The 22,501-nt window shown below is 40.3% G+C and carries 19 protein-coding genes and 1 pseudogene; 18 read left to right on the plus strand and 2 right to left on the minus strand.

Going from position 1 to position 22,501, the window contains the following annotated elements:
- The first annotated feature begins 12 nt into the window (after window positions 1-12).
- Genes WJQ40_RS05370 through WJQ40_RS05380 form a run of 3 tightly spaced genes read left to right on the plus strand, consistent with a single transcriptional unit; the run spans window position 13 to window position 3,749 of the window.
- Window positions 13-960: a glycosyltransferase gene (locus WJQ40_RS05370; RefSeq protein ID WP_337538408.1), complete on the plus strand. Its 948-nt coding sequence runs from the start codon at window positions 13-15 to the stop codon at window positions 958-960.
- A 31-nt stretch (window positions 961-991) separates the two neighbouring features.
- Window positions 992-2,317 (plus strand): O-antigen ligase family protein, encoded by a 1,326-nt coding sequence (locus WJQ40_RS05375; protein WP_337538411.1) that lies wholly within the window; start codon window positions 992-994, stop codon window positions 2,315-2,317.
- On the plus strand, window positions 2,292-3,749 hold the full coding sequence (locus WJQ40_RS05380; RefSeq protein WP_337538414.1) for an oligosaccharide flippase family protein: 1,458 nt from the start codon (window positions 2,292-2,294) through the stop codon (window positions 3,747-3,749). Before WJQ40_RS05375 ends, WJQ40_RS05380 begins: the two co-directional genes overlap by 26 nt.
- Window positions 3,750-4,173: 424 nt before the next feature.
- On the opposite strand, the pseudogene WJQ40_RS05385 reads toward WJQ40_RS05380, so the two are convergent.
- Window positions 4,174-4,332, minus strand: a pseudogene (locus WJQ40_RS05385) (integrase core domain-containing protein); the annotation flags it as partial.
- Window positions 4,320-4,508 (minus strand): DUF6219 family protein, encoded by a 189-nt coding sequence (locus tag WJQ40_RS05390; protein ID WP_337538416.1) that lies wholly within the window; start codon window positions 4,506-4,508, stop codon window positions 4,320-4,322. The gene WJQ40_RS05390 and the pseudogene WJQ40_RS05385, both read right to left, overlap by 13 nt.
- 139 nt (window positions 4,509-4,647) lie before the next feature.
- Between WJQ40_RS05390 and WJQ40_RS05395 the strand changes: the two genes are divergently transcribed.
- The 15 genes from WJQ40_RS05395 (at window position 4,648) to WJQ40_RS05465 (ending at window position 22,498) form a co-directional block, all read left to right on the plus strand.
- Window positions 4,648-4,773, plus strand: a complete 126-nt coding sequence (locus WJQ40_RS05395) for a hypothetical protein (protein ID WP_337538418.1) — start codon at window positions 4,648-4,650, stop codon at window positions 4,771-4,773.
- A gap of 118 nt (window positions 4,774-4,891) precedes the next feature.
- On the plus strand, window positions 4,892-5,476 hold the full coding sequence (locus WJQ40_RS05400) for an abortive phage infection protein (protein ID WP_337538421.1): 585 nt from the start codon (window positions 4,892-4,894) through the stop codon (window positions 5,474-5,476).
- A gap of 43 nt (window positions 5,477-5,519) precedes the next feature.
- Entirely contained in the window at window positions 5,520-6,317 is a 798-nt protein-coding gene (locus tag WJQ40_RS05405; RefSeq protein ID WP_337538424.1) for a nucleotidyl transferase AbiEii/AbiGii toxin family protein, read from the plus strand.
- A gap of 543 nt (window positions 6,318-6,860) precedes the next feature.
- A complete protein-coding gene (locus WJQ40_RS05410) occupies window positions 6,861-7,757 on the plus strand; it encodes an Rpn family recombination-promoting nuclease/putative transposase (protein WP_337538426.1) in 897 nt (298 codons plus the stop codon).
- A 115-nt stretch (window positions 7,758-7,872) separates the two neighbouring features.
- A complete protein-coding gene (locus WJQ40_RS05415; protein WP_337538429.1) occupies window positions 7,873-9,270 on the plus strand; it encodes an ATP-binding protein in 1,398 nt (465 codons plus the stop codon).
- 172 nt (window positions 9,271-9,442) lie between these two features.
- Window positions 9,443-9,580 carry a hypothetical protein gene (locus tag WJQ40_RS05420; RefSeq protein ID WP_337538433.1) on the plus strand — a complete coding sequence of 46 codons (138 nt, stop codon included), beginning with the start codon at window positions 9,443-9,445 and terminating at the stop codon, window positions 9,578-9,580.
- A 685-nt stretch (window positions 9,581-10,265) separates the two neighbouring features.
- Window positions 10,266-10,901, plus strand: coding sequence for a type IV toxin-antitoxin system AbiEi family antitoxin domain-containing protein (locus WJQ40_RS05425; protein ID WP_337538436.1), 636 nt, complete (start codon window positions 10,266-10,268; stop codon window positions 10,899-10,901).
- Window positions 10,894-11,802 (plus strand): nucleotidyl transferase AbiEii/AbiGii toxin family protein, encoded by a 909-nt coding sequence (locus WJQ40_RS05430; protein WP_337538439.1) that lies wholly within the window; start codon window positions 10,894-10,896, stop codon window positions 11,800-11,802. Before WJQ40_RS05425 ends, WJQ40_RS05430 begins: the two co-directional genes overlap by 8 nt.
- Before the next feature lie 68 nt (window positions 11,803-11,870).
- Entirely contained in the window at window positions 11,871-12,257 is a 387-nt protein-coding gene (locus WJQ40_RS05435; RefSeq protein ID WP_337538441.1) for an AAA family ATPase, read from the plus strand.
- A 65-nt stretch (window positions 12,258-12,322) separates the two neighbouring features.
- On the plus strand, window positions 12,323-12,562 hold the full coding sequence (locus tag WJQ40_RS05440; protein ID WP_337538873.1) for a DUF4143 domain-containing protein: 240 nt from the start codon (window positions 12,323-12,325) through the stop codon (window positions 12,560-12,562).
- A gap of 83 nt (window positions 12,563-12,645) precedes the next feature.
- Window positions 12,646-14,115, plus strand: a complete 1,470-nt coding sequence (locus WJQ40_RS05445) for a TIGR02677 family protein (RefSeq protein WP_337538443.1) — start codon at window positions 12,646-12,648, stop codon at window positions 14,113-14,115.
- A gap of 2 nt (window positions 14,116-14,117) precedes the next feature.
- Window positions 14,118-15,254, plus strand: a complete 1,137-nt coding sequence (locus WJQ40_RS05450; RefSeq protein WP_337538447.1) for a TIGR02678 family protein — start codon at window positions 14,118-14,120, stop codon at window positions 15,252-15,254.
- On the plus strand, window positions 15,251-19,294 hold the full coding sequence (locus WJQ40_RS05455) for a TIGR02680 family protein (protein ID WP_337538449.1): 4,044 nt from the start codon (window positions 15,251-15,253) through the stop codon (window positions 19,292-19,294). Before WJQ40_RS05450 ends, WJQ40_RS05455 begins: the two co-directional genes overlap by 4 nt.
- Window positions 19,284-20,603 (plus strand): TIGR02679 family protein, encoded by a 1,320-nt coding sequence (locus WJQ40_RS05460; RefSeq protein ID WP_337538450.1) that lies wholly within the window; start codon window positions 19,284-19,286, stop codon window positions 20,601-20,603. Before WJQ40_RS05455 ends, WJQ40_RS05460 begins: the two co-directional genes overlap by 11 nt.
- A 146-nt stretch (window positions 20,604-20,749) precedes the next feature.
- On the plus strand, window positions 20,750-22,498 hold the full coding sequence (locus WJQ40_RS05465) for an MATE family efflux transporter (protein ID WP_337538453.1): 1,749 nt from the start codon (window positions 20,750-20,752) through the stop codon (window positions 22,496-22,498).
- Window positions 22,499-22,501 lie beyond the last annotated feature (3 nt).

The raw sequence follows: 22,501 nt of genomic DNA on the forward strand, positions 1-22,501 counted from the left end.
ATGGAAAATACGATGAAAAAAATAGATGTATGCTTTATTATTTTGCATTATATGGATCAAAATTTAACGGAAAGAACGGTAGCATCTATATTAGGATTGAATGACATTCATAACAGTAAAATAGTTATAGTTGATAATGCTTCTTCCAATGGAAGTGGAATGGAATTGAAGAAGTTATACGAAAAAAATAATAATATTGAAGTTGTAATTTCTGATATAAACGGAGGTTTTGCAACAGGAAATAATTTGGGATATCAGCTATGCAAGAGCAAATATGATATGGATTTTGTGATAGTAGTAAATAATGATGTTGTGTTTGAACAAAAGGATTTTATAAGAGTACTTTATCAATGTTATAACACAGAAAGCTTTTTTGTTGCAGGTCCGGATATCTTTGTTCTCCACAGATCTTACCATCAAAGTCCTATTTCAACACAATTACGAACAATAAAAAACATAGAAAAGGTTATTCAAAAAGAGATAAAAAGGGAATATAAATGTTCTAAAAATTTTTCAGTAACAATGTATCGAAAGTGGCTGGTTGAAAAATTCAGAGACTGCAAATTTATGGTAAAGTTCATTCAAATATACAGGAAAATCAGACCACAAAGAAATATTGAATGGAAAAAGATGAAAGAAGGAGCTGTGTTGTTCGGTGCCTGTATTATTTTTTCGAACCAATATTGTAAAATTAATGATATATTATTTGAGCCTTTGACTTTTATGTATGGAGAAGAAGATTATTTAGCTTTAAGATGCAAAAAAAACAATTGGAGAATGATCTATTTTCCACAGCTTCAAGTTTTACATACAAATCAGGGTTCTACGATTGCAAATAGAGTTTCTTATAGAGAATTTTGCAGAAAGAAAAGAAATAGTATTAATGAATGCAATAAGACATATAAAATATACATTGAAATGTATAAAAAGATGATGGGAAGCGATATGGATGTACAATAAGGAATAAGAGATGAAAATTTATCAGGAATAAATGAGCGAAATGTTGAAGATTAAATATAAAAGAGTAATTATATATTTTTTTGTTATAGTGATTGTTTTATTACAGTTCAGGATGGCTACAAAGCAAGGATATGTATTATTGCCTATAGAAATAGCAATAGCGTTTCTTTTTTCTATTTGGAATGGAAGAGTAAAGGTATACTGGAATGAAAAAAAAGTGCTATTTATATGGAACCTTTTTTTGATATATATATTGGGAGTATCTGTTTTAATAGATGGAATCAGAATTTCAGCATATCAAAGTATACTATATAAATGTGCAGGGATGACAATTATGGCATATTATGTTGCGATGTATATTAATCATGAGGAGACGTTAAAAAATGTTAGAAATGCTGGAGGAGTACTAAGTCTTCTTGGAGTGGTTGAATGTGTTACGAAACAGAGTCTTTTTTTGCAATTTATTACAGTGGAATCGAGACAATATATGGTTGCACAATTGGGAACTTCTGCGGCGAGGGTAAGGTTAATTTTCATTCAGCCTATAATCTGTGCCGTATTTATGGTTTTTTTCTGGCTGTGTCTTTTGTATAGACATTTTAAAAGTAATATTCTAAACTTGGTTTTTGGATTGTCAATTATTATTAGCATTTTGGGAACGCAATCACGAAGCAGTTGGATTGCTTTTATATGTGTTACCTTATTTGCTTTGAAAAAAAAGATTAAGACATTCCGGTTTAAAAAAAGTGATTTTTATAGCGGAGTAATTTTATTGATATTATGCATAGTAATTATTTGCTTTAATTTCGAGAAGCTGCATGCGGTATTAAATTTTTGGTGGATGAGATGGATAACAGGATTGAACATAACAAATGCATCAAATTATAATCGAGTAACGATGATAAGAAACGGATTAAACGATTGGATGCGTTCAGGTCTTATACAAAAACTATTTGGTGGTGGAGCCACCTATGCAATTGACTATTTGAAAAATTACACAATACGTGGATGGAATACAGCAGTAGATAATCAGTATTTGACTATTTTAATGAATTTCGGATTGGTTGGTGAAGTGCTTTTTTTATATCTTGCATATAAAATTGCCACAATAACTTTAAAAGCGAAAAACTCCAAAATAGAATTTTGGGGGCTAACATGTATTTCAATGCTTATTTCAACTTTTTTTTACGAAATGTTATCATGGACAATGATAACAATGTTATTTACATTGTCAGTGTGTATGCTAGAAAAAGAAATAAGGCAGGCAAATGGATTCGCATCATGCGGAGGAACTTGTTGTTTGTATAATAAGGACAAAGATGGAAGGTATAATGTCAAACAAAAGAATAACAATTAATGCAATCCTGAATGTGATAAGAACAGGTTTGTCTATTATATTTCCATTGATTACTTATCCCTATGTGGCGAGAATATTGGGAAAAAATGGAGTAGGGATGGTTTCTTATGCAAGCTCAATAGTAAGTTATTTTGTTTTATTTGCCTCTTTTGGAATATCAAATTATGCGACCAGAGAGGGCGCAAAAATAAGAAGTAATAAATCTTCATTTCAAGAATTTTTTGAAGAAATGTTTAGCATTAACTTAATTTGTATGTTGGCAGCTTATTTAGGATTGATGGGGATAATCTTTTTTTCTAGAGAGTTGCAAGAGTATAAAGGATTATTAGCAATTTTAGGAATAGATATTTTATTTAAGACATTAAGTGTTGATTGGGTTAATAATGTATATGAAGATTTTGCTTATATAACTATTCGAAGTATTATCACTCATGTGACATCCTTGGTGGTGCTATTGATGGTAGTTCGAACACCGCAAGATGTGTATCTATATGCAATCATATTGGTAATGACTAATGCAATTAATTGTATAATGAATTTTTTCTATTGTAGAAAATACATACAACTGCGAATAAATTTTCAGGGAAGATGGAAGAGACATTTTACTTCACTTTTTTATTTTTTTGCTAATGATGTTACAGTTTCGGTGTATGTTAATATTGATACCACTATGCTGGGATATTACAAAGGAGATTCTGCAGTTGGTGCCTATATAATTGCAGTTAAAATATATTCAGTAGTAAAAAGGATGCTGGCAGCAATCTATACGGTTACATTGCCACAGCTTGCAGAATTTGCAGAAAGGAAGAGCCAAGAAGAATATAAAAAATTATATACATATATATGCGCAATATTATCAATAGTATTGATTCCATCTGCTGTTGGATTAGTTGCGTTATCAGAAGAATTAATTCTATTTATGGGGGGTGCAGAATACAAAGAAGCGGTGTTATCATTAAAAATATTGGCATTTGCGTTGATTTTTGCAATATATGGAGGGCTTGTTACGGTATGTTTTAATATAACGCATAAATTGGAGAAAATTAATTTATATGCTACTTTTTTTAGCGCAACACTTAATTTTGTAATTAATATATTTTTGATACCTAAGTGGGGGCAGTATGGAGCAGCTTTTACAACATTATTGTCAGAAGTGTTTGTGTTCTTTTTTTGCTTCGTCAAGGTGAAAACCAAAAGTGATTTTGGGGACATGAGATATATACGTAGAGAAATATTTAATGGATTAATTGGAGCTATACTAATTTTGTGCATAGCATTCAGTGTGCATAAAATTTTACCGGCATGTCTATCCTCATTTTTTATTATTTTGTTTACTAGTATTTTTGTGTATTTTGGTTATTTAATAATTGTTAGAGATGATGTGGTAATGAAAATATGGAAAAGATTAGAAATAAAATGTAAGAATGGATAATTATTAAATTGTTTCCTGAATTGTTTTTCAAAAATGCTTGACTATATTGGCGATGTATTGTCTAAATTATAATCAGTGTGTTAGATTATTGGGTAAAAATGGGCAAAAGATAAGTGCAATCAGCGCTGATGTGAATGAATATGCTAACAGTGGTGAAATGGATTATATAGTCATGGACAACAGCGAATGCAAAGAAGAAGTAAATTCGAAGCTGGATGAGGTGTTAAAGAGGAGAACCTTGCACAAGATAAAATCAATGCTACTGTTGCTGGTGTAAAGAAGGAGTTTTCAGATTCTGAAAAGAAGAATTATAGTGGCTCAGTTGTCAAGACAAAAATCTGAGATTTTTATAATGAACTGATATGGTTGATAAGTTACAGGGAACACTGGGAAGGTAATGGAACTCTCCCCTGTTCCATTTATGCTAAGCTACATATGGCAACAGCATTGCCGGATAGTAGCATTCAGCCGGTGTCTGATAGTCAAGTGCAGAATGACGCCGCTCAAAGTTGTAAGTGTGGATATACTGTCCGATGGCAGCTCTGGCTTCTTTAATGTTATTGTATTGCGTCAGATAGGCTTTTCAGCTTTTTTCTTCTTCGGTGCAATTTTGTGGCCGGAGTAGATTGCCATGCCCATGCAGACCAGAGAGCCACAAGCGAAATACTTGTGAACCTGCATCAGTTTCTTGCAGCCCGTGTAGAAGCATCCTGCCATGCAGGCAAGTGCGCCGAGTGACCAATATTTATGTGCTTTCATTTTGTGTGTCCTCCTTATCTTCTTTCTGTATTTTGAGCAATTCTTCGATTTCCGTTTTACTCGCCGACCGTACTGCCTTTTTATTATCGTGTGCTAGCGGAAGCTCTCTTCATCCAGTTCAGCGATGCGGACTCCGTCCTTGTCAGAGGCAAAACGCAAACTGGCAGAAAGCCTGTCCGATACGCTGATCGATTACCAGAAGGTTCAGAAGTGGGATGGAAAGCTGCCTACTGTGGCATCGCAAAGTGATTTTGACAAAATTTGACAGAATAAAACTCGACGAGCGTGCATATATTAAATATGAAATAAGCACGCTCGTTTGATTTTACTTGACTATCGTGCTTATTTCAATTACAATATAAGCACGGAAGGATGGTGATTCTATGAATGAGATGACAAGATTAGTTCAAAATCATGATTACCTTACGCCGAGAATTGCGGGAAAATCTGGAATTTCAAAATTTAAGTTTTACAAATATGTTCGAGAAAATGGATTGGAGTCGGTCAGCCGTGGTGTTTATTCTACGGGAGTGGATTGGGTCGATGAGTTGTATGTGCTTCATAAGAGATGCCCGAATGCTGTTTTTTCACATGACGAGGCTTTTTATTATCATGGTCTGACAGACAGAGAACCGTTTGTCCACACACTTACCATATACAGCGGTTACAATGCGCATCGGCTTACAGCGGATGGAAGTTGTAAAGCATATACGGTAAAACGGGAATTGCTGGATGCCGGAAAGATTATTGTGAAAGACAATGACGGGAATATGATTCCGATGTATGACCTGGAACGAACGATTTGTGATCTGATGAGAAGTCGGAGCAGTATTGAAGCACAGGATTTCAATTCCGTTCTGAAGACATATGTTTCCAGAAGAGACAAGGACCTGAATCGACTTATGGAATATGCAAAGTTGTTTCGGGTTGATAATGTGATCCGCAGATATATGGGGGTATTATTGTAAAATACAGCTGACACCTGAACAGGTTAAGGGAAGAATTAAGAATGTGGCAAAGGAAAACAAGGCAGATGCCAGAACGCTCATGCGAATTTATATGATGGAGCGTTTCCTTGAGAGAGTTGCCAATTCGCAGTATAAAGATAATTTTATCATCAAAGGCGGAATGCTGGTGACAGCAATGGTTGGCGTAGCATTGCGGTCCACGATGGATATCGATACGAGTATTAAAAATCAGAATCAGTCGGCAGAAGAGGCCAGACGGATTGTCGATGAAATCAAGGACATCGACCTTGGCGATGGAGTGACCTTTGAGGTTAAGGAAGTTTCCAATATCATGGATGAAATGGAATATCCGGGTATTCGGTTTACCATGAATGCCGTGATGGGAAAAATCGTTACACCGATGAAGGTTGATATTTCTACAGGAGATGTTATCACGCCAGGAGCAATCGAGTACAACTATAAATTGCTCTTGGATGATCGTTCCATCAGCCTTTGGTCGTATAATTTGGAAACCATTCTGGCAGAAAAACTTCAGACGGTCCTTGCAAGAGGTCTTTTGAATACCCGAATGAGAGACTTCTATGACATCAAGACACTGCTTTCTATTTACGAGCAGGACATCGATGCTGATGTGCTGAAAAAGGCATTTGAGGCAACCTGTAAGAAAAGAAGCACCGAAAATCTGAAAGAGGAAGCACCCAAAATTATGGCTGCCGTCAGTGATGACGCACAGTTACATACATTTTGGAAGTCCTACCAGAAGAAATATCCGTATGCTGCTGATATCAGCTATGAGGATATTATGGAGAGCACAATGCTCTTATGGAGTAAAATTCAATAATCGGTAGCAACCCCGTTGGAGAAATCTGACGGGGTATTTTTATACCCATTTTTAGCCCGTCTGCCCTGTGCAGATGGGCTTCTCTTATGCCTGCGAGGAGGTGTGGTTACGCACATCGCATCCAGCTGGTGGTTACTTTGGAGTATGGTAGGAGACTAGATTAATAAAAGAACATGATTTTATGAAATTTATATAAATAAGCTCATGTCAAGATGGATTTATAAATTAAATATTATAAAACGATAAACTGACCAAAATATATTGCTGCTAAATGAAATGTATGATATGATATGTTTACAATTCAATGTAAGCATATATGAGATGATAAACAATATCATTGAGTCAGGTGTTCATTATTGAGCAGAATAAAAATTGATTTTTACCAAGGGAAGGATTTTTCCTGCTGCTGTCAGGCCAGTACAGACTGGCGTCTAAATCTGAAATCTATGCTTATTTTCAAAAATATGTAAGCGGGAGATTTTAGAGGATTTTAAAATGGAAGGGTTATCTGTCATCATCTGAATTTCCCGGCAGGGAGAGCAGATGGAAACAAATGATCTTACAGCGAAGAATTTTGAAACATATCCGGATGTAGCAGCTGATATTATTAATGTACTAATATATGAGGGACTGCAGAGGATAAATAAGGATAGCCTTCTGGCATCACCGACAGAAACCGTATATCAGGGAAGAGAAAATCTGAGGAACCAGTTAGAAGACGTAGCTAGGTATGAAATGCATGATGGACGGGTGACGATGCAGTACCTGTTTGCCAATCAGACAAGACTGGATTCCAAGATGATATTTCGGAAGGCAGGTTATATTGGCAGTGCATATCGTGAACAGTACGATGGCAAAGCGAAGGATGTTTATCCGGTAGTCGAAATTGTTTTATACTGGGGAGAAGGATCATGGAAGCAGAACAGAAGCATTTACGAAATGTTCCAGAGCAGAAATTATCCTGGAAAAGTACTGAGTTATATAGATGATTTGAAACTGCATGTATTTGAAATGAGAAAACTGCCGAAGGAAATAAGAAACTTATTTCAGAGTGATATGCGTATTGTGGTGGATTATCTGGCTGAGGGCAATGGATATAGATCCGATCAGAAAGTGGTGCATAAGGAAGCGCTGATTAAGCTTCTGAGAACTTTATCCGGTGAAAAGAATGTGGAAGATACGTTAGAATGTTTACAGAAAATGGGTGTAAAAGAGGAGGATGAGATTACCGTGTGCGAATTATTTGACCAATATACCAGACAGGGAAGACAGGAAGGAATAAAGGAAGGAATAAAGGAAGGAATAAAAGAGGGAATACAGGCACTGATAGTGACTTGCAAGGAACTGGGTGCAGACTTTGACAAAACTGAGGATAAGGTGAAACAACGGTTTCATTTGTCAGATGCGGATGCTGCAGAGAATATGAGGTTGTACTGGTAGGTAATATCAGAGAATCTTTTTTGATTGACTTTGAACATTTCTTGAATTATTATACTCATAAGAAAGTGAATTACGAGTTACTTTCTTATGAGTATAATGATTTGGAGACAAGAAGATGAATAGGTTTTATTGCCGTAAGGAGGAACTAAGAAAACTGAATAAACGTTATGCAGATGGTAAGTTTGAGTGTATTGTTATCTATGGCAGACGACGTGTTGGTAAAACTGCGCTGATTAACGAATTTTGTAAGGACAAACCAACGATTTTTTTCTCTGCGTTGAATACGACAGAAAAAGAAAATCTGGAAGCTCTTTCGAAGTCAATTATGAGTTTTGAACGTCCGGATATGGAGTCTGCACCTGAGTTCAGATCTTATGATGCTGCGCTGGATGAGCTGACAATACTTTCGAAAGAAAAACGAATCGTGTTTGTTATTGATGAATATCCCTATCTTGCCAAAGCGAAACCTGCTATTTCTGCAATGTTGCAGCACATCATTGACCATAAGTGGACAGAGACTAGGATGTATTTGATTCTTTGTGGTTCGTCCATGAGCTTCATGGAGAGTCAGGTGCTTGGAAAGGAAAGCCCGTTGTATGGTAGAAGAACTGGGCAGTTTAAGATAAAGCCACTGGATTATAAAGAAACATCAGTGTTCCATCCTGATTTATCTGTAGAGGATAATTCTCTGATTTACGGCATCACAGGAGGAGTACCTCATTATATTAACAAACTGGATGTGAAGGATAGTGTGGATGAAGCCTTACTGAGTAACTTTTTTGACCGATCCAGTTATTTGTATGAAGAACCAGGAAATCTGCTGAAGCAGGAACTCAGGGAACCGGCTGTTTACAATGCAATCATTAAAGCAATTGCTGAAGGAGCTTCACGGATGAATGATATTAAGACAAAAGTCGGCGAAGAGAATTCAGTAGTATCTAAATATCTTAAGACATTGATGGAACTTGGTATTGTAAAAAAAGAAACACCAATATCAGAAAAAGCAGGTAAGAAGACTATTTATTTGTTGGCAGACAATTTTTTTCGATTTTGGTATCGGTTTGTGCCTGCCAACATGAGTGCAATTGATTCGGGCAGGATTGCAAAGATCTATCCGCACGCTGTAAAACAATATCTTCCTGATTATATGGGACTGATATTTGAGAAGATGTGTCGGGATTATCTGCTTTATTATTCAGATAACCTTCCTGTTGAACTGAGTGAAATTGGTCAATGGTGGGGGACTGATCCGAATAAGAAAATGCAGATACAAATTGATATTGTAGGAACGCCTGTTGAGGGTAGGAACTATATTATTGGTTCGTGTAAGTACAGAAATGAGAAAATTGGAGTGGACGAACTTGAGTTAATCAGGGAGTATGCAGCTGCCTTTGGAAAGGGCAGCACCTATCATTACTATATTTTTTCAAAGGGGGGATTTACAGATGGCCTTCTTCAGGCAGAGGAGCGTGGAGAAGTTCATTTAATAACGCTGGAAGATCTCTATAAATAAATTATTTATTCAAGCATTAAAGTACAGACTTTGACAGAACTGAGGATCTTTTTTGTTGATTTTGAGGATTTCTTGAATTAATACACTCACAAGAAAATAACTTACGAGTTACTTTCTTGTGAGTGTATTGTTATCTATGACAGACATCGTGTTGGTAAAAATGCGTTGATTAATGAATTTTGAACGTCCGGATATGGAGTCTGCACCTGCGTTCAGGTCTTATGATGCTGCCCTGGATGAGCTGACAATACTTTCAAAAGTTGATGATATGACATGGTTTTATGAACAGTTTATAGATAAGCTGATGTAGAAATGCATTTATAAATTAAATATTATAAAACGGTAAACTGACCAAAATATATTGCTGCTAAATGAAATGTTGATTAAGCTTCTGAGAACCTTATCCGGTGATAAGAATGTGGAAGATACGTTAGAATGTTTACAGAAGATGGGTGATGATTTATCAAAATTCCGATAGATCATATCAGCGAAACTCTGGCATTGAACTTTGACAAGTAAATATTATCCAAAACGGAAAAAATGGGCACAAAAAATAGACATAGGACTGTTGCTATGCCGAAAAATGAGGTATGATAACGGTAGGATCATGCTACATTCAAAATCAGCTTTTGCAGGGTGGATTCGAAAGGCAGATCCCAGGCATCCAGATGCTGTAGCATCAGGATATGATAGAGGCGGCAGTACCACATCTTAGATGCGGTGTCTGCCGCTTTCTAATTGAAAGTCTATTTTCTCACGTTTGTTTGAACGTTCTGCTGATGTCCGGGCATTATATTCCAGTTTCCATTCTTTGCTGTCACGAGGCGGAAAATTAATCAGCCTTGCTTCATGTGTCCAGTTTTAGCTTACCATATCAGGCCGAAATCCAGAATTAAAAATTTCACACACAGAAATTATAAAATTGTGCGTGAAATTATTGATTAATTTAATTTGAATGATATAATAAAATATAAGCACAAAAGTGAATTAAGTGTGTGTGGTTTTTAATAAAAGTTGGTGAATATGTGGATAAGAAAACTCTTTTAAAACAGGTAATTATAGAAAAGGGTGGTATTGCAAAAACATCAGATTTTGTTGCAGCTGGCATACCCGCTGTTGACGTTGTGAATCTTTGTAACACCGGGTACCTTGAACGCATTCGACACGGATACTATCAACTTGCCGATTGGGACACATCTTCTGAAGAACAACTCATTGCAACATTGATTCCAAAGGCAATCATTTGTGTGGAATCGGCTCTTTTTCATTATGGCTATAGTGACTTTGCACCTCGGAAATGGTCGATTGCTGTTCCGAGATCTATGTCTCGAACAAAATTGGATATAGATGCACTGGCATTGCAAACTTACTATGTGCAATCAGAAATATATGAACTGGGCAAAACAACTGCCGATTTTAACGGTGTCATACTTCCTGTATATGATCGAGAGCGTACAATCTGCGATTGCTTCAAATATCGTTCAAGACTGGACAATGAAATCTTCAACAAGGCGTTGAACGCCTATGTGAATGATTCGAAAAAAGACTTGAGAAACCTTTCTGAATATGCAAAGAAGTTAAGAGTACACAAAAAGGTTACTGAGTTGATGGAGGTGCTGCTGAATGGCTGATACTGCTGCGTCCGTACTGACACGCTTAAAGAATAAAGGCAAGGAAACCGGGAGGAGCTACCAGCTTTGTCTGCAGCTTTTCTGCCAGGAAGAATTTCTCCGCAGGTTGGAGAAGTCCCAATATACAGAAAACCTTGTTCTAAAAGGTGGACTTTTTATCTATTCCATTACCGGCTTTGACAGCCGTGTGACGGTAGATGTAGATTTCCTGCTCAGGAAAGTTCCAAATACACCGGAAAAACTGAAAAAAGTTTTGGAAGAGATCATTGCGACACAAACGGGAAATGATTTTGTGACATTTGAAATTACAAATGTTGCGCCTATTGCAGTGGCAAAAAAATATGCTGGTATTGGTGCTTCCTTAGTCGCAAGGATTAAGAATATCAAAACCCCATTCAGCATTGACTTTGGAGTGGGAGATGTCATTGTGCCAAATCAGGAAAAACACAAGATTCCGACCCAGCTGGCGGATTTTGCAGCTCCTATGGTAAACACATACTCTCTTGAAACAACTATTGCTGAAAAAATAGATGCTATTCTCAATCTGATGGAGTTTTCTAGTCGAATGAAGGATTACTATGATATTTATTATCTTGCCAATAAATTTGACTTTGATGGTGTTGTCTTAACCGAAGCTTTGAAAAAAACTTTTGAAAATCGTGGACATGTATTCACTGTTGAGCAGTTCGAACAAGTGATGGCTTTTGAGAATGACGAAGCTATGCAGAAAAAGTGGAAGGCATTTTGTCGAAAAATTGATACAAAAACCGATAGTTATAGTACCGTTCTGCGTACAATCAGATCCTTTTTGAGAAAGCCAATCGTGGCAGCAATCGACAAGAAGCCTTTTAATGAACATTGGACTGCAACACGAAATACCTGGAGCCCGATTGATGGTTGAAATGATGGAAAATAGCGTCGAATTACCTTATTTTAGACATCTCCTTAATAGAGAGTATCAGAGACCATGTGGATGTTTATATCACAGGTTCCAATGCATATATGCTGTCAAGTGAGCTTGCAACGCTTTTGTCAGGAAGGTACACAGAGATCAAGATGCTGCCGCTTTCTTTCCGCGAGTATATGACGGTGACAGGTATGGCAAAAGAGGAAGCTTTTGCAGCGTTTATGAAAACTGGCGGAATTCCGTATGTGGCAGTAATGAACCGAACGGATGAAAAAATAGATCAGTATTTGGAGGGAATCTACAATACCGTCATTGTAAAAGAAATTGAGCAGCGTCAGGCAAGAAGAGAAAAAGAGGGTGGAAAAAGAAAAATCACAGATATTGCGTTACTGAAGACAATTGCCAGGTATCTGGTAGGCGTTATCGGTAGCATATTATTCAAGTGTTGAATGGCTGGTTCGGGCAGATATGGTGCAATTATGTAAACTTGTGACGGATGTCAGATTTGACTTGGATGATTATGCAAGAGATGATTTTTTTCAGGGCATATACAACCGATTTATCACTGCTGATGGCGATGAATGATTTTTCTTTAAAACAGCATATTGTGGAAAACACATTAACAGGAAACTCAAAAGGTGGTATTTACGAATGTGCAATAGCTGATGCTCTTTATAAGAAGGGATATCCAATCTATTTCTATAAAAATAAGACAACGAAAAGAGAAGTTGAAAATTTGTGGATGGTAATATAGGTGTGAGCGAAGAGAGGATCGTAACGCTGCCATTGTATATGATTGCGTTTATTTAGCAGGATACTTGAGAGAGGAACAAACGGATGGATCATTTCGAACAGATCAACGAAACTTCCTACCTATCGGTACAGAATGCACCGGTATACCGGAAAATCATGAGATGCTTTTACCGGGAATATGAAAAGATGCATTTTCAACTATATAAAGAGGACGTTTTCAGGCTTTTAAAAGAGGATGAAGCATTTGACATGTATTCCATGGAGCAGCTGGTTCTGGATCTGGAAGCACTTGTAAAGTGGAAAAATCTTACGCCGATACAGGATCCGGGAAAGGTGTACACAATAGCGGATTACAAAAATAAGCAATATCGCTATACGATGTCGGAATACGCCGTGGAGATTGAACGTCTGACAGTACGTCTGGAAAATTTATTCCTGGAGTCAGGTAATCTGTCGATGAATTTCTTTGTCCGTCTGGAAAGAAGTCTGGATGAGACGGAGAGCATGGAGAATGCAGAGCTTCGTACTGTGAACGAATGGTGGCAGACGCTGCAGGAAGATTTCAAGCGGCTCAACCAGAACTATCAGGATTATCTGCGGGACTTCTATTCCGGGAAAACGGAAAAACTGATGAAATCGGTGGAATTCATGGTTCATAAGGATAAATTTATCAAATATCTGAATGAATTTGTGCAGGAATTGCAGCGGCATTCCAAACGGATGGAGCAGCTGTTGGAAAAGAATACGGAGCGTATGGAGAATATGATTCTGGAGCGGGTCGTAGAAAGCGAACTGGATATTCCTCATGCACTGCTGGAAATGCATGGTAATGCGGAACCAAGTGTTCGGGAAAATGTATATGGAAAATGGCATTCCCTGAAAAACTGGTTTGTGGACGGGCAGGGTCAGGAATGTGAAGCTAAAAAAGTATTGAAAATCACCAGTGATATCATACGCAATATTATTCAGAATGCGGCGTTGATCGTACAGGTCCAGAACTGGGGCATCAGTAGAAAAGATGATTATAAAAAGTTTCTGGAGCTGTTTTTGAAATGTGAGGATCTGGAGGAGGCTCATAAATTATCGGCTCATGTCTTTGGTGTGCAGCAGATCGAACATTATAAGATCAATTTTCCGAGAGAAGAAGACGGTATCAACAACAGTGTTTACCAGGAAGATCCCTCAATGTTTTTGCTGAAGCCTCACACGAGAGGGTATCGAGAGAAAAAAGACAGAACAGGATTTGCTGATAAATCATTGGAAAAGATGGCACAGCGGGAAAGCTACCTGCGCCGGGCACAGAGGCAGAAGGAAGTGGTACTCCGGTATATCAGGGAGCAGAAGATCCGGTTTGCAGAGATTGATGAAGTGGTTTCTGAAGACACAAGGACCATTTTCCTGCAGTGGATCGCACAGGCCAATATGAGTTCGGAAAAGACAGGGCGGACGGAATATGGGCAGGAGTATCGTCTGAAGAAAAAGGAAGGCAGTTGTGTCCTGAAATGCGAGGATGGAAATCTGAAAATGCCGGATTATATATTGGAGTTTAAATAAATATGAATGAAATCAGAACCTTAATGGAGAAATTCTGGATCTGCCGGGACAGTGACAAAGAGACTTTCTATAAAGTAAAGAGAGACATTCCGAACTTTCAACGATTTATCAGAGAACAACTGGGATGGAAGCTGATACATACAGAGAAGCTGTTAAAACTGGAAAAGAAGCCGGCACATGCAGAAGCATTTATGGGAATCAGCGAGTTTACGGACATTCGGGATTACTGCATACTATGTGTGGTGCTGATGTATCTGGAGGATGCCGAGGAGGGCCGACAATTCCTGCTGTCGGAACTGATTGACTATGTGGAGACGCAGCTGAAAAATTACATGCCGGTGGATTGGACTTCTTTTACACAGAGGAAATCACTGGTGCGGGTATTGCAGTATATGGAACGGCTGCAGATGATCCGGGTATATGAAGGGAAAAGTGAATCCTTCAGTCAGGAAGCAGGGCAGGAAGTACTGTATGAAAATACAGGATATTCGAAATATTTTACCAGCAGCTTTACAACAGATATTTCCGGCTATGAATCCTTTAGAGATTTTGAAAAAACCGATTTTGAAGAAGTCCAGGAGAACAGAGGAGCCCGGCGTATTAACCGGGTATACAGACAGTTGGCGGTCTGCCCGGCACTTTATTGGGACAGTGCTGAAGATGCCGATGCCTTATATCTGAAAAATCAGAGGCAGTGGGTTGGCAGATATTTGCGGGAAAATATGGGTGGTAATCTGGATATTTACCGCAATGCAGCCTTTCTTACACTGGATGCAGATGACTGTTACGGAACCGTACATCCCCGGGATGCCCAGATCTCGGAAAGTGTCCTGATCGTCTGTTCAGAGATACAGAGGCAGCTGGCAGAGGGAAAATTAAAATTACAGGAAGATGAAAGTATTGTCATGACAATACAGGCGCTTTCCGGGATTATCATAAACTGCAGAAACAAGTGGAAGAATGCATGGAGCAAGGAATACTGTGAAATGGACGAAGAAAGGCTTGTGGAAACTGTTTTAAAATATATGACAGACTGGATGATGGTGCGCTGTGAGGAGGAGTGGATCATCGTGTTGCCCGCTGTGGGCAGGCTGGCAGGACAGTATCCTTCTGATTACAAGGGAGACGGAGAAGAATGAACGAACGCTGGAAAATGAACCGGATCGGTTTTGTGAATTTCTGGTTATATGATGAAGAGGACTTTGAATTTGAGGATGGAAAATTGCTTTTGCGTGGGCAGAACGGTTCCGGAAAATCCATTACAACACAGAGCTTTATTCCGTTTGTACTGGATGGAGACCGTACACCCAGCCGTCTGGATCCTTTTGGATCCAGTGATCGCCGGATGGAATATTATTTTCTGGGAGAAGAGGGTAAGGAGGAGTCTACCGGCTATCTTTTCCTGGAACTTTGGAAAGAGGATTCCGGAGAGTATCGCACCATTGGAATCGGACAAAAAGCAAAGCGTGGGAAACCAATGGATTTCTGGGGCTTTGTGATTCTGGACGGACGCAGGGTAGGATATGATCTGTGGCTGTATAGGGAAGTGGGATCAAACAAAATTCCCAGGGATAAGCGGGAGATGAAAGCGGAACTGGGCGAAGATAATTTTTTTACAGACAGTCCGTCGGAATACAAGAAGCATGTCAACCAGTATATTTTCGGTTTTCGTAAGGAGGAGCAGTATGAGCAGTTTATCAAACTGCTTGTGAAGGTGCGTGCTCCCAAGCTTTCCAAGGAGTTTAAACCCACCAAAGTGTATGACATTCTGAATGATTCCCTGCAGACCTTGACGGACGAGGATCTGCGCCCTATGGTAGATGCCATGGAAAAGATGGATGAGATCCAGGACAGCCTGGAGATGCTCAATCGTGCCTTTGATGATGTGAAGATCATCCGCAATGAGTATACCCGTTACAATCAGTATATGCTGGCGAAAAAGGCTGTGGGTTACCTGAATAAGAAGCAGGAAGTGGAGAAAGAACAGGCAGTACTGGCAGAGCAGGAACAGCGGCAGAGTGAGGCACAGGAAGAACTGAGCAGGGCAGCACAGGATACGGAGAGACTTGCTACGGAGAAAAAGCTGAAAGAAACGGAGCGCAGCGCTCTCCTTGATCCGGAACTCGAGGATGCAGACCGGAAGCTTGGAAAACTAAAGACAGAGCACAAGGAGGCTGCAGAAGGAGAACATCGCTGGGAGAAAAAGATCGAAGATGGAAGAGAACGGATCCGGGAAGAGGAGACGACTCTGAAAAAGCTGGAGGAGCAGCTGGAACTCCGCCGGGATACCTTGAAGGAAAAACGGGAAGAACTGGAAGAACAGCAGGAGATCCTGCAATGGGAACATCATGAGAAGGCAAAAGAGAAAATCAGTCTGGAAGAATATAAAGAAAAAGATGAGATTGCAGAGTGGCTGCAGATATGGAAAAATCAACTGACAGCAGGAAGAACAGCGCTCAGACAGTATGAACTGATTTTAGGACAGTACGAGGAAGCTGCCAGTCGTCTGGAAGAGACAAAGAAGAAAAAAGCAGAGGAAGAACAGCATCTGGAAATGGCAGAAGAACAGGTGTCTGACAGAATTGATGCATGGATCACAGAGGTCTTTCACAGAGCGGAGTTATCCACAGAATGGCATCCGGAACGAGAAATTCTGCTGCGGGCAGAGCAAAAAGCAAGACAATACGAGACCGTAGCGGATGGTATGGAAATACAGCGGGATTTCCAGGCAGATTATGAAAGGCAGCGGCAGCTGCTTGTGGACGAAAAAAATGAGAAGCAGTATCAGCGGGAGATCAAGGAAGGAGACCTGAAAGAGATCTGCGGAAAGCTTAAGAAGATTCAGGAGCAGCAGGAACTGGAGCCGGAACGGGATGAGGCAGTCGAAAAATCCAGAGCATCCCTGGCACAGGCGGGGATCACAGCCGTTCCGTTTTACAGAACGGTAGAGTTTGCAAAGGATCTGGAGGAAACAGTCTGTGCGAGACTGGAGGCACAATTACAGATGTCCGGAATACTCGATGCTTTGGTTGTTACGAGAAAGGATTTCGCCAAAATAAAAGCAGAGCATCCGGAATTTCTGGATGCTGTTTTGCAGACAGACGGATCGGGCAGCAGCCAATTCTCCAAATTGACAGTAAGTGATGATCTGCCACAGGAATTAAGAACCCAGGTGCAGGAAATCCTCAGCAATATTTATGAAGAGGAAGGAAAGACACAGGGAATCTGTTTCGGCGCGGACGGCAGCTTCCGGCAGGGAATCTTAGCTGGTAAAGCAGATAAGCAGGCTGCTGAATATGTGGGATACCTGGCGAGAAAACGTAGAAAAGAACAGAAAATCCGGGAATTGCAGGAACAGGTAGAAAGTACCGGCAGGATCATAGAAGGCTTGAATTCCGAAATCGCGCAATTACAGGAACGCATGGAAAGATTACAGGTGGAATACCGGGAGATTCCTGATTTTTCGGAGATTCAGACCGCATTGTCAGAGAAAAGAGAACTGGAACGTATTCTGGAGGTGCTGGAGAATGAATATCTGAAACAGAAGGATCAGGAGCATAGACTTTCCGAACAGAAGAACCGGCAATATCAGGAGGTATTGAAGCTTTGTAAAATGCTGCCCTATGGCAGAACGGCAGAGGCGTATGAGGAAGCCTGCAATGCCGTAGAAGAATATGGAAGGATATGGCAAAGCACAAGGCAGGAGCTGCTGCATATACAGACGGAACAGATCAACTGCCGGGACAGAAAAGAACGGATAGAGCAATATCAGGAGAATCTGGAGGAAGCCTATACGGAAAAAAGGACTTACAGTACCCGTGCAAAAGCCTGTGAGATCCAGATCCGCCAGCTGGAAGAGTATTTGATGAGTCCGGAGCTGCAGGAAAAGGCAAATCGGCTGAAACGTTTGAAGGAGGAACTGGATCAGATCGACGAGGAACTGGAGAATCTGAAGCTTCTGGGGGCAACCTTGAAAGAGAGATTAGAGACATTACAAAAAGACCTCCCGCAACAAAAAGAAAAGCTGCAACGGTTCATTATAGAAGAAACCACACTCAGAAATTATTTTGAAGAAGAACTTGATCTGAAACTGATCCTGAACCGGGAAGGACGGACAGTCTATGAATGTGCCAGAGAAGCGGTGAAAATATTGCGGGAAAGTGATAGAAACAGGGAACCCGGGGAACTGCTTCAGGCATTACATACTGTATATCTGAAGCATAACGGAAGTCTTGCAAGCTATGGAACAGCCATGGAAGAGTGCTTTGGTGATACGGGGAACATAGATGCTGTACGTAAGCGGGTACGGATTCTCTCTACCTGGAATGGAAAAAAGGTATATCTGGAAGAGTTTTACAATATTCTGAAGGCTGCAATCGAAGAGACAGAACTGCTGATACAGAAAAAGGACAGGGAGCTTTTCGAAGATATCCTATCCCAGACGATCAGCCAGCAGCTTACGGACCGCATAGCAGAGAGCAGAAAGTGGGCGAAGGATATGTCTAAGCTCATGCAGGAAATCGATACCTCTATGGGACTTCGTTTTTCACTGGAATGGAGACCCTGCAAAGCCGACAATGACAAAGAACTGGATACAGCGGATCTGGAGCAGATCCTTCTACGCGACCGGGAACTGCTTACCCTGGATGATATTGAGAAAGTAGCAGGTCATTTCCGCAGCAAGATACGTGCAGAAAAGACAAAGCTGGAAGAGACGGGAACGATTATCAATTACATGGAGCTGGTAAGAGATGCTTTGGACTACCGGAAATGGTTTGAATTCCAGATGTTTTTCCGGCGTGGAGAAGAGACAAAAAAGCCACTGACCAATGCTGCGTTTAACAGGTTCAGCGGAGGCGAAAAAGCAATGGCTATGTATGTACCGCTGTTCGGAGCGGTAAATGCGCAGTACAAAAAGGCAGAGAATAAAGACCATCCCAGGATTATTGCGCTGGATGAAGCATTTGCCGGTGTTGATGACAAGAATATCAAAAGTATGTTTGAATTGGTTCATAAACTGGATTTCGACTATATCATGAATTCCCAGGCACTATGGGGATGCTTTGAAACGGTAAAGGGTCTCAGGATCGCGGAGCTGCATCGACCGGAGAACTCTCAGGTGGTATCGGTAATCCGGTATACATGGAACGGACATGAGAGGATTTTGGATGAACAATAATGAAGCATGTGCGGCATATTTTAAAGAAAATCCGGCGTACCAAAGGTGCTTTTCGGAATTTGAAAAGAAATGGAATTCTTACGGAAGAGTAACAGGAATCATTACACTGAAAAATACCTTCGAAGAAGAGCGGAGAGCTATAGGCGGAATACTGGGCAAGACATTTTATGAAGATACCGTGCGTTTTTCTTTTATAGAATTTGAAAAAGGACTGCAATGCACAAAATTTGCTCCTGTAAATTTTGAAGAAGTACTGGAAGTATATTTTGGCAGAAAAATGATAACCACGCAGGAAAAACAGAGGGAGGCAGAGCGGGAAAAGACAGAATTTTTTGAAAATGTGAAGAACTGTCTGACAGAGTGTGCAGATCCGGATTCAGCTGGTGTTTCCTGGCTTCGGGAAATGTTTTTTCAAAAAAAGTATGGCTATCAGACAGTAATCAGAGAATATGGAAGAGACAGAGAAAAGACAGAAAAACTACTGAAAACCGTGGGAAAGGCACTTCTTTTGCTGGAAGATATTCGAGAGACGGAGGAGGAATATCCGCTGGCGGTATTTTCCGCAGAAATATCCGGCAATCCTCATTACTTTGATCAGGGAACTACTGCGGGGCAATTATTAGTCCATGGAATGTGCTATGCTGCGCAGACAGATTATCCGGAAAATGCCCATCAATGGAGAGAATTACTGCTGTCTGGCGGAATTGTGCCGGATAATATCTCTTCTATCGTGCATATTTATGGATTGCGTCTACAGGTTCGCGGCGAATGGCACCCGGCATACGATGCCTTTTGCAGGAGGCAGGAGCCCTGTGCTGTAACCATGGAAAATCTGCAGGAGCTGACAGCGGTACAGCCGACAGGGGACAAGGTTTATATTGTAGAAAATGAGATGGTGTTCAGCTATCTGCTAAAGCATCTGAAACAAAAGAAGGTAACGTTACTATGTACTTCCGGCCAGCTGCGGAGTGCTGCCGTGAAACTGATACCCTTTTTGCTGGATAGCGGAGCGGAAATCTACTATAGCGGCGATGCTGATCCGGATGGGATCCGGATCGCCGACAGACTTTGGAAAAAGTATGGAGACCGGATTCATGTGTGGAGAATGTCAGTGGAGGATTACGTGAAAAGCCTTTCGGAGGAAGAAATTGGAAATGTATCCATAAAAAAGCTGGAAACTGTTGAGAATCCCGTTCTTCGTAAGACAGCGAAAGAGGTAAGAAAGAAGAAAAGGGCAGGGTATCAGGAGAATATATTAAAAGATCTGCTGGAAGATATGGAGCTTGAAAGGCCAAGCTGGAAGCAATGAAGGTAAAGAGTGCTGGAATTTACTGTATTTCTGAAATTGGATCATAGTCACATCTCTGCTTGTAATAGACACATTTTTATGATAAATTGTAGATTAATAGGGGAAAATCAAATATCATCTGACAGTATTTCAAAAAGGGGAACGAAATGACAAGTGAGAGAAATAACAGACTGTTAAATGCGAAGCTAAACAAGTATATTGTTCCGGGCATTATGATGTCACTGGCACTTCAGCTCGGGAACATAGTGGACACGATCTTTGTAAGTAATCTGATCGGTGTGGAAGCAATGTCTGCAGTTACGATGAGCCTTCCGGTTGAAACCATTGTGCAGCTTACCGGATACTGCCTTGGTATTGGTGGTTCCATAGCAGTGGGCAATATGCTTGGTAAGCGTGATAAAGAAAGTGCATCGAAGCTGTTTTCTGTTACATTTCTGGTGACGCTTCTGGTGGGACTTGTTTTTTCTGTCTGTGCGTTTCCGCTGGCAGGACCGATTGCAAGGCTCCTGGTACCTGGCGGCGGTGCTTTGGCAGACTATACAGGAGATTATATCCGTGTCAGCATGCTCGGTGCACCGGTGATCGGAATTGGCCTTATGATGGTCAATTATCTGGGTGTTGAGAATCATCCGGAGCTTGCATCTGCCTATCTTATCATTGCCAATGTCATTAACCTTATCCTTGATTATATTTTCCTTCGATTCACGCCACTTGGGATTACAGGTGCGTCGTTATCTACAGTGCTTGGCTTTCTGCTGGCAATGTTTGTTTTCCTGCTTTATATCCGTTCCGATAAAAGGAATATACGTTTTGTCAGGCTGAAGGCAAAGGACTTTGGGGTTCTTAGGGAAGCCGTTATTACGGGTGTGCCTATGCTTGTTTTCATGGCAACGAATTTTATCAAGGCACTTGGTCTTAATACGATCATTATCAATCAGATCGGAGAAGAGGGCATGGCGGTATTTACCGTCTGCGATAACGTACTGCTGATCGTTGAAATGCTGACAGGTGGAATTATTGGTGTGATACCAAATGTAGCCGGGATCCTATTTGGCGAAAAGGATTATGTGGGGATCAGGGTTCTGTGTAATAAAATGCTGAAATACAGTTACATCGTCCTGGCAGTGATATTCGCAGTTATCATGGCATTTACAGAACAGATCACGATCCTGTTTGGAAGCGGCGGCGGAGAGCTTGGCAGACAGATGGTGGATGCACTTCGTATTTTTGCCATCTGTGTAATTCCGTATCTCTGGAATAAATTTATTGTGAGCTATTATGAAACGATAGAGGAAACAGCCATAGCAAGCTTCGTTACCTTCCTTGAAAATGCGGTTGTGGTTCTGCCTGCGACCTTTGCCGGAATTCTGATCTGGAAGCAGATTGACGGGATCGGTATTGATGGAATTGCCATAGGATTTGTTGCCACAGAGCTCATTACGGTGATCGCAGCATGGATCTTCAGAAAGATCAAACACAAGAACTCCAGCTTTTATATTGTTCCTGACAAAAATCCCGGAACCAATCTGGATTTTTCCATTAAAAGCACTATGGAGGAGGCACAGGCTGTTCCTGTAAAGATCATGGAGTTCTGCAAGGAAAATGGAGTGTCTGGAAATAAAGCCAATCTGGCAGCGGTATGTGCCGAGGAGATGACCGTAAATATCATCAAATTTGGTGGGAAAACCTCCAACTGGATCGATATCAATCTCTGTCTGGAGGATGATCTGTGCAGACTGAGGATCAGGGATAACGGAGTTAACTTTAATCCATTGGAATACAGCCATGACAGTGATGAATTTGATATCCACGGGATAGAGCTTGTGAAAAAGATTTCCAGATCTATGGACTATATACGCGCGATTGATATGAATAATACTATAATATCATTTTAAGGA

Origin of the sequence: Suilimivivens sp., assembly GCF_037359455.1 — a bacterium.
Lineage (GTDB): Bacteria > Bacillota > Clostridia > Lachnospirales > Lachnospiraceae > Suilimivivens > Suilimivivens aceti.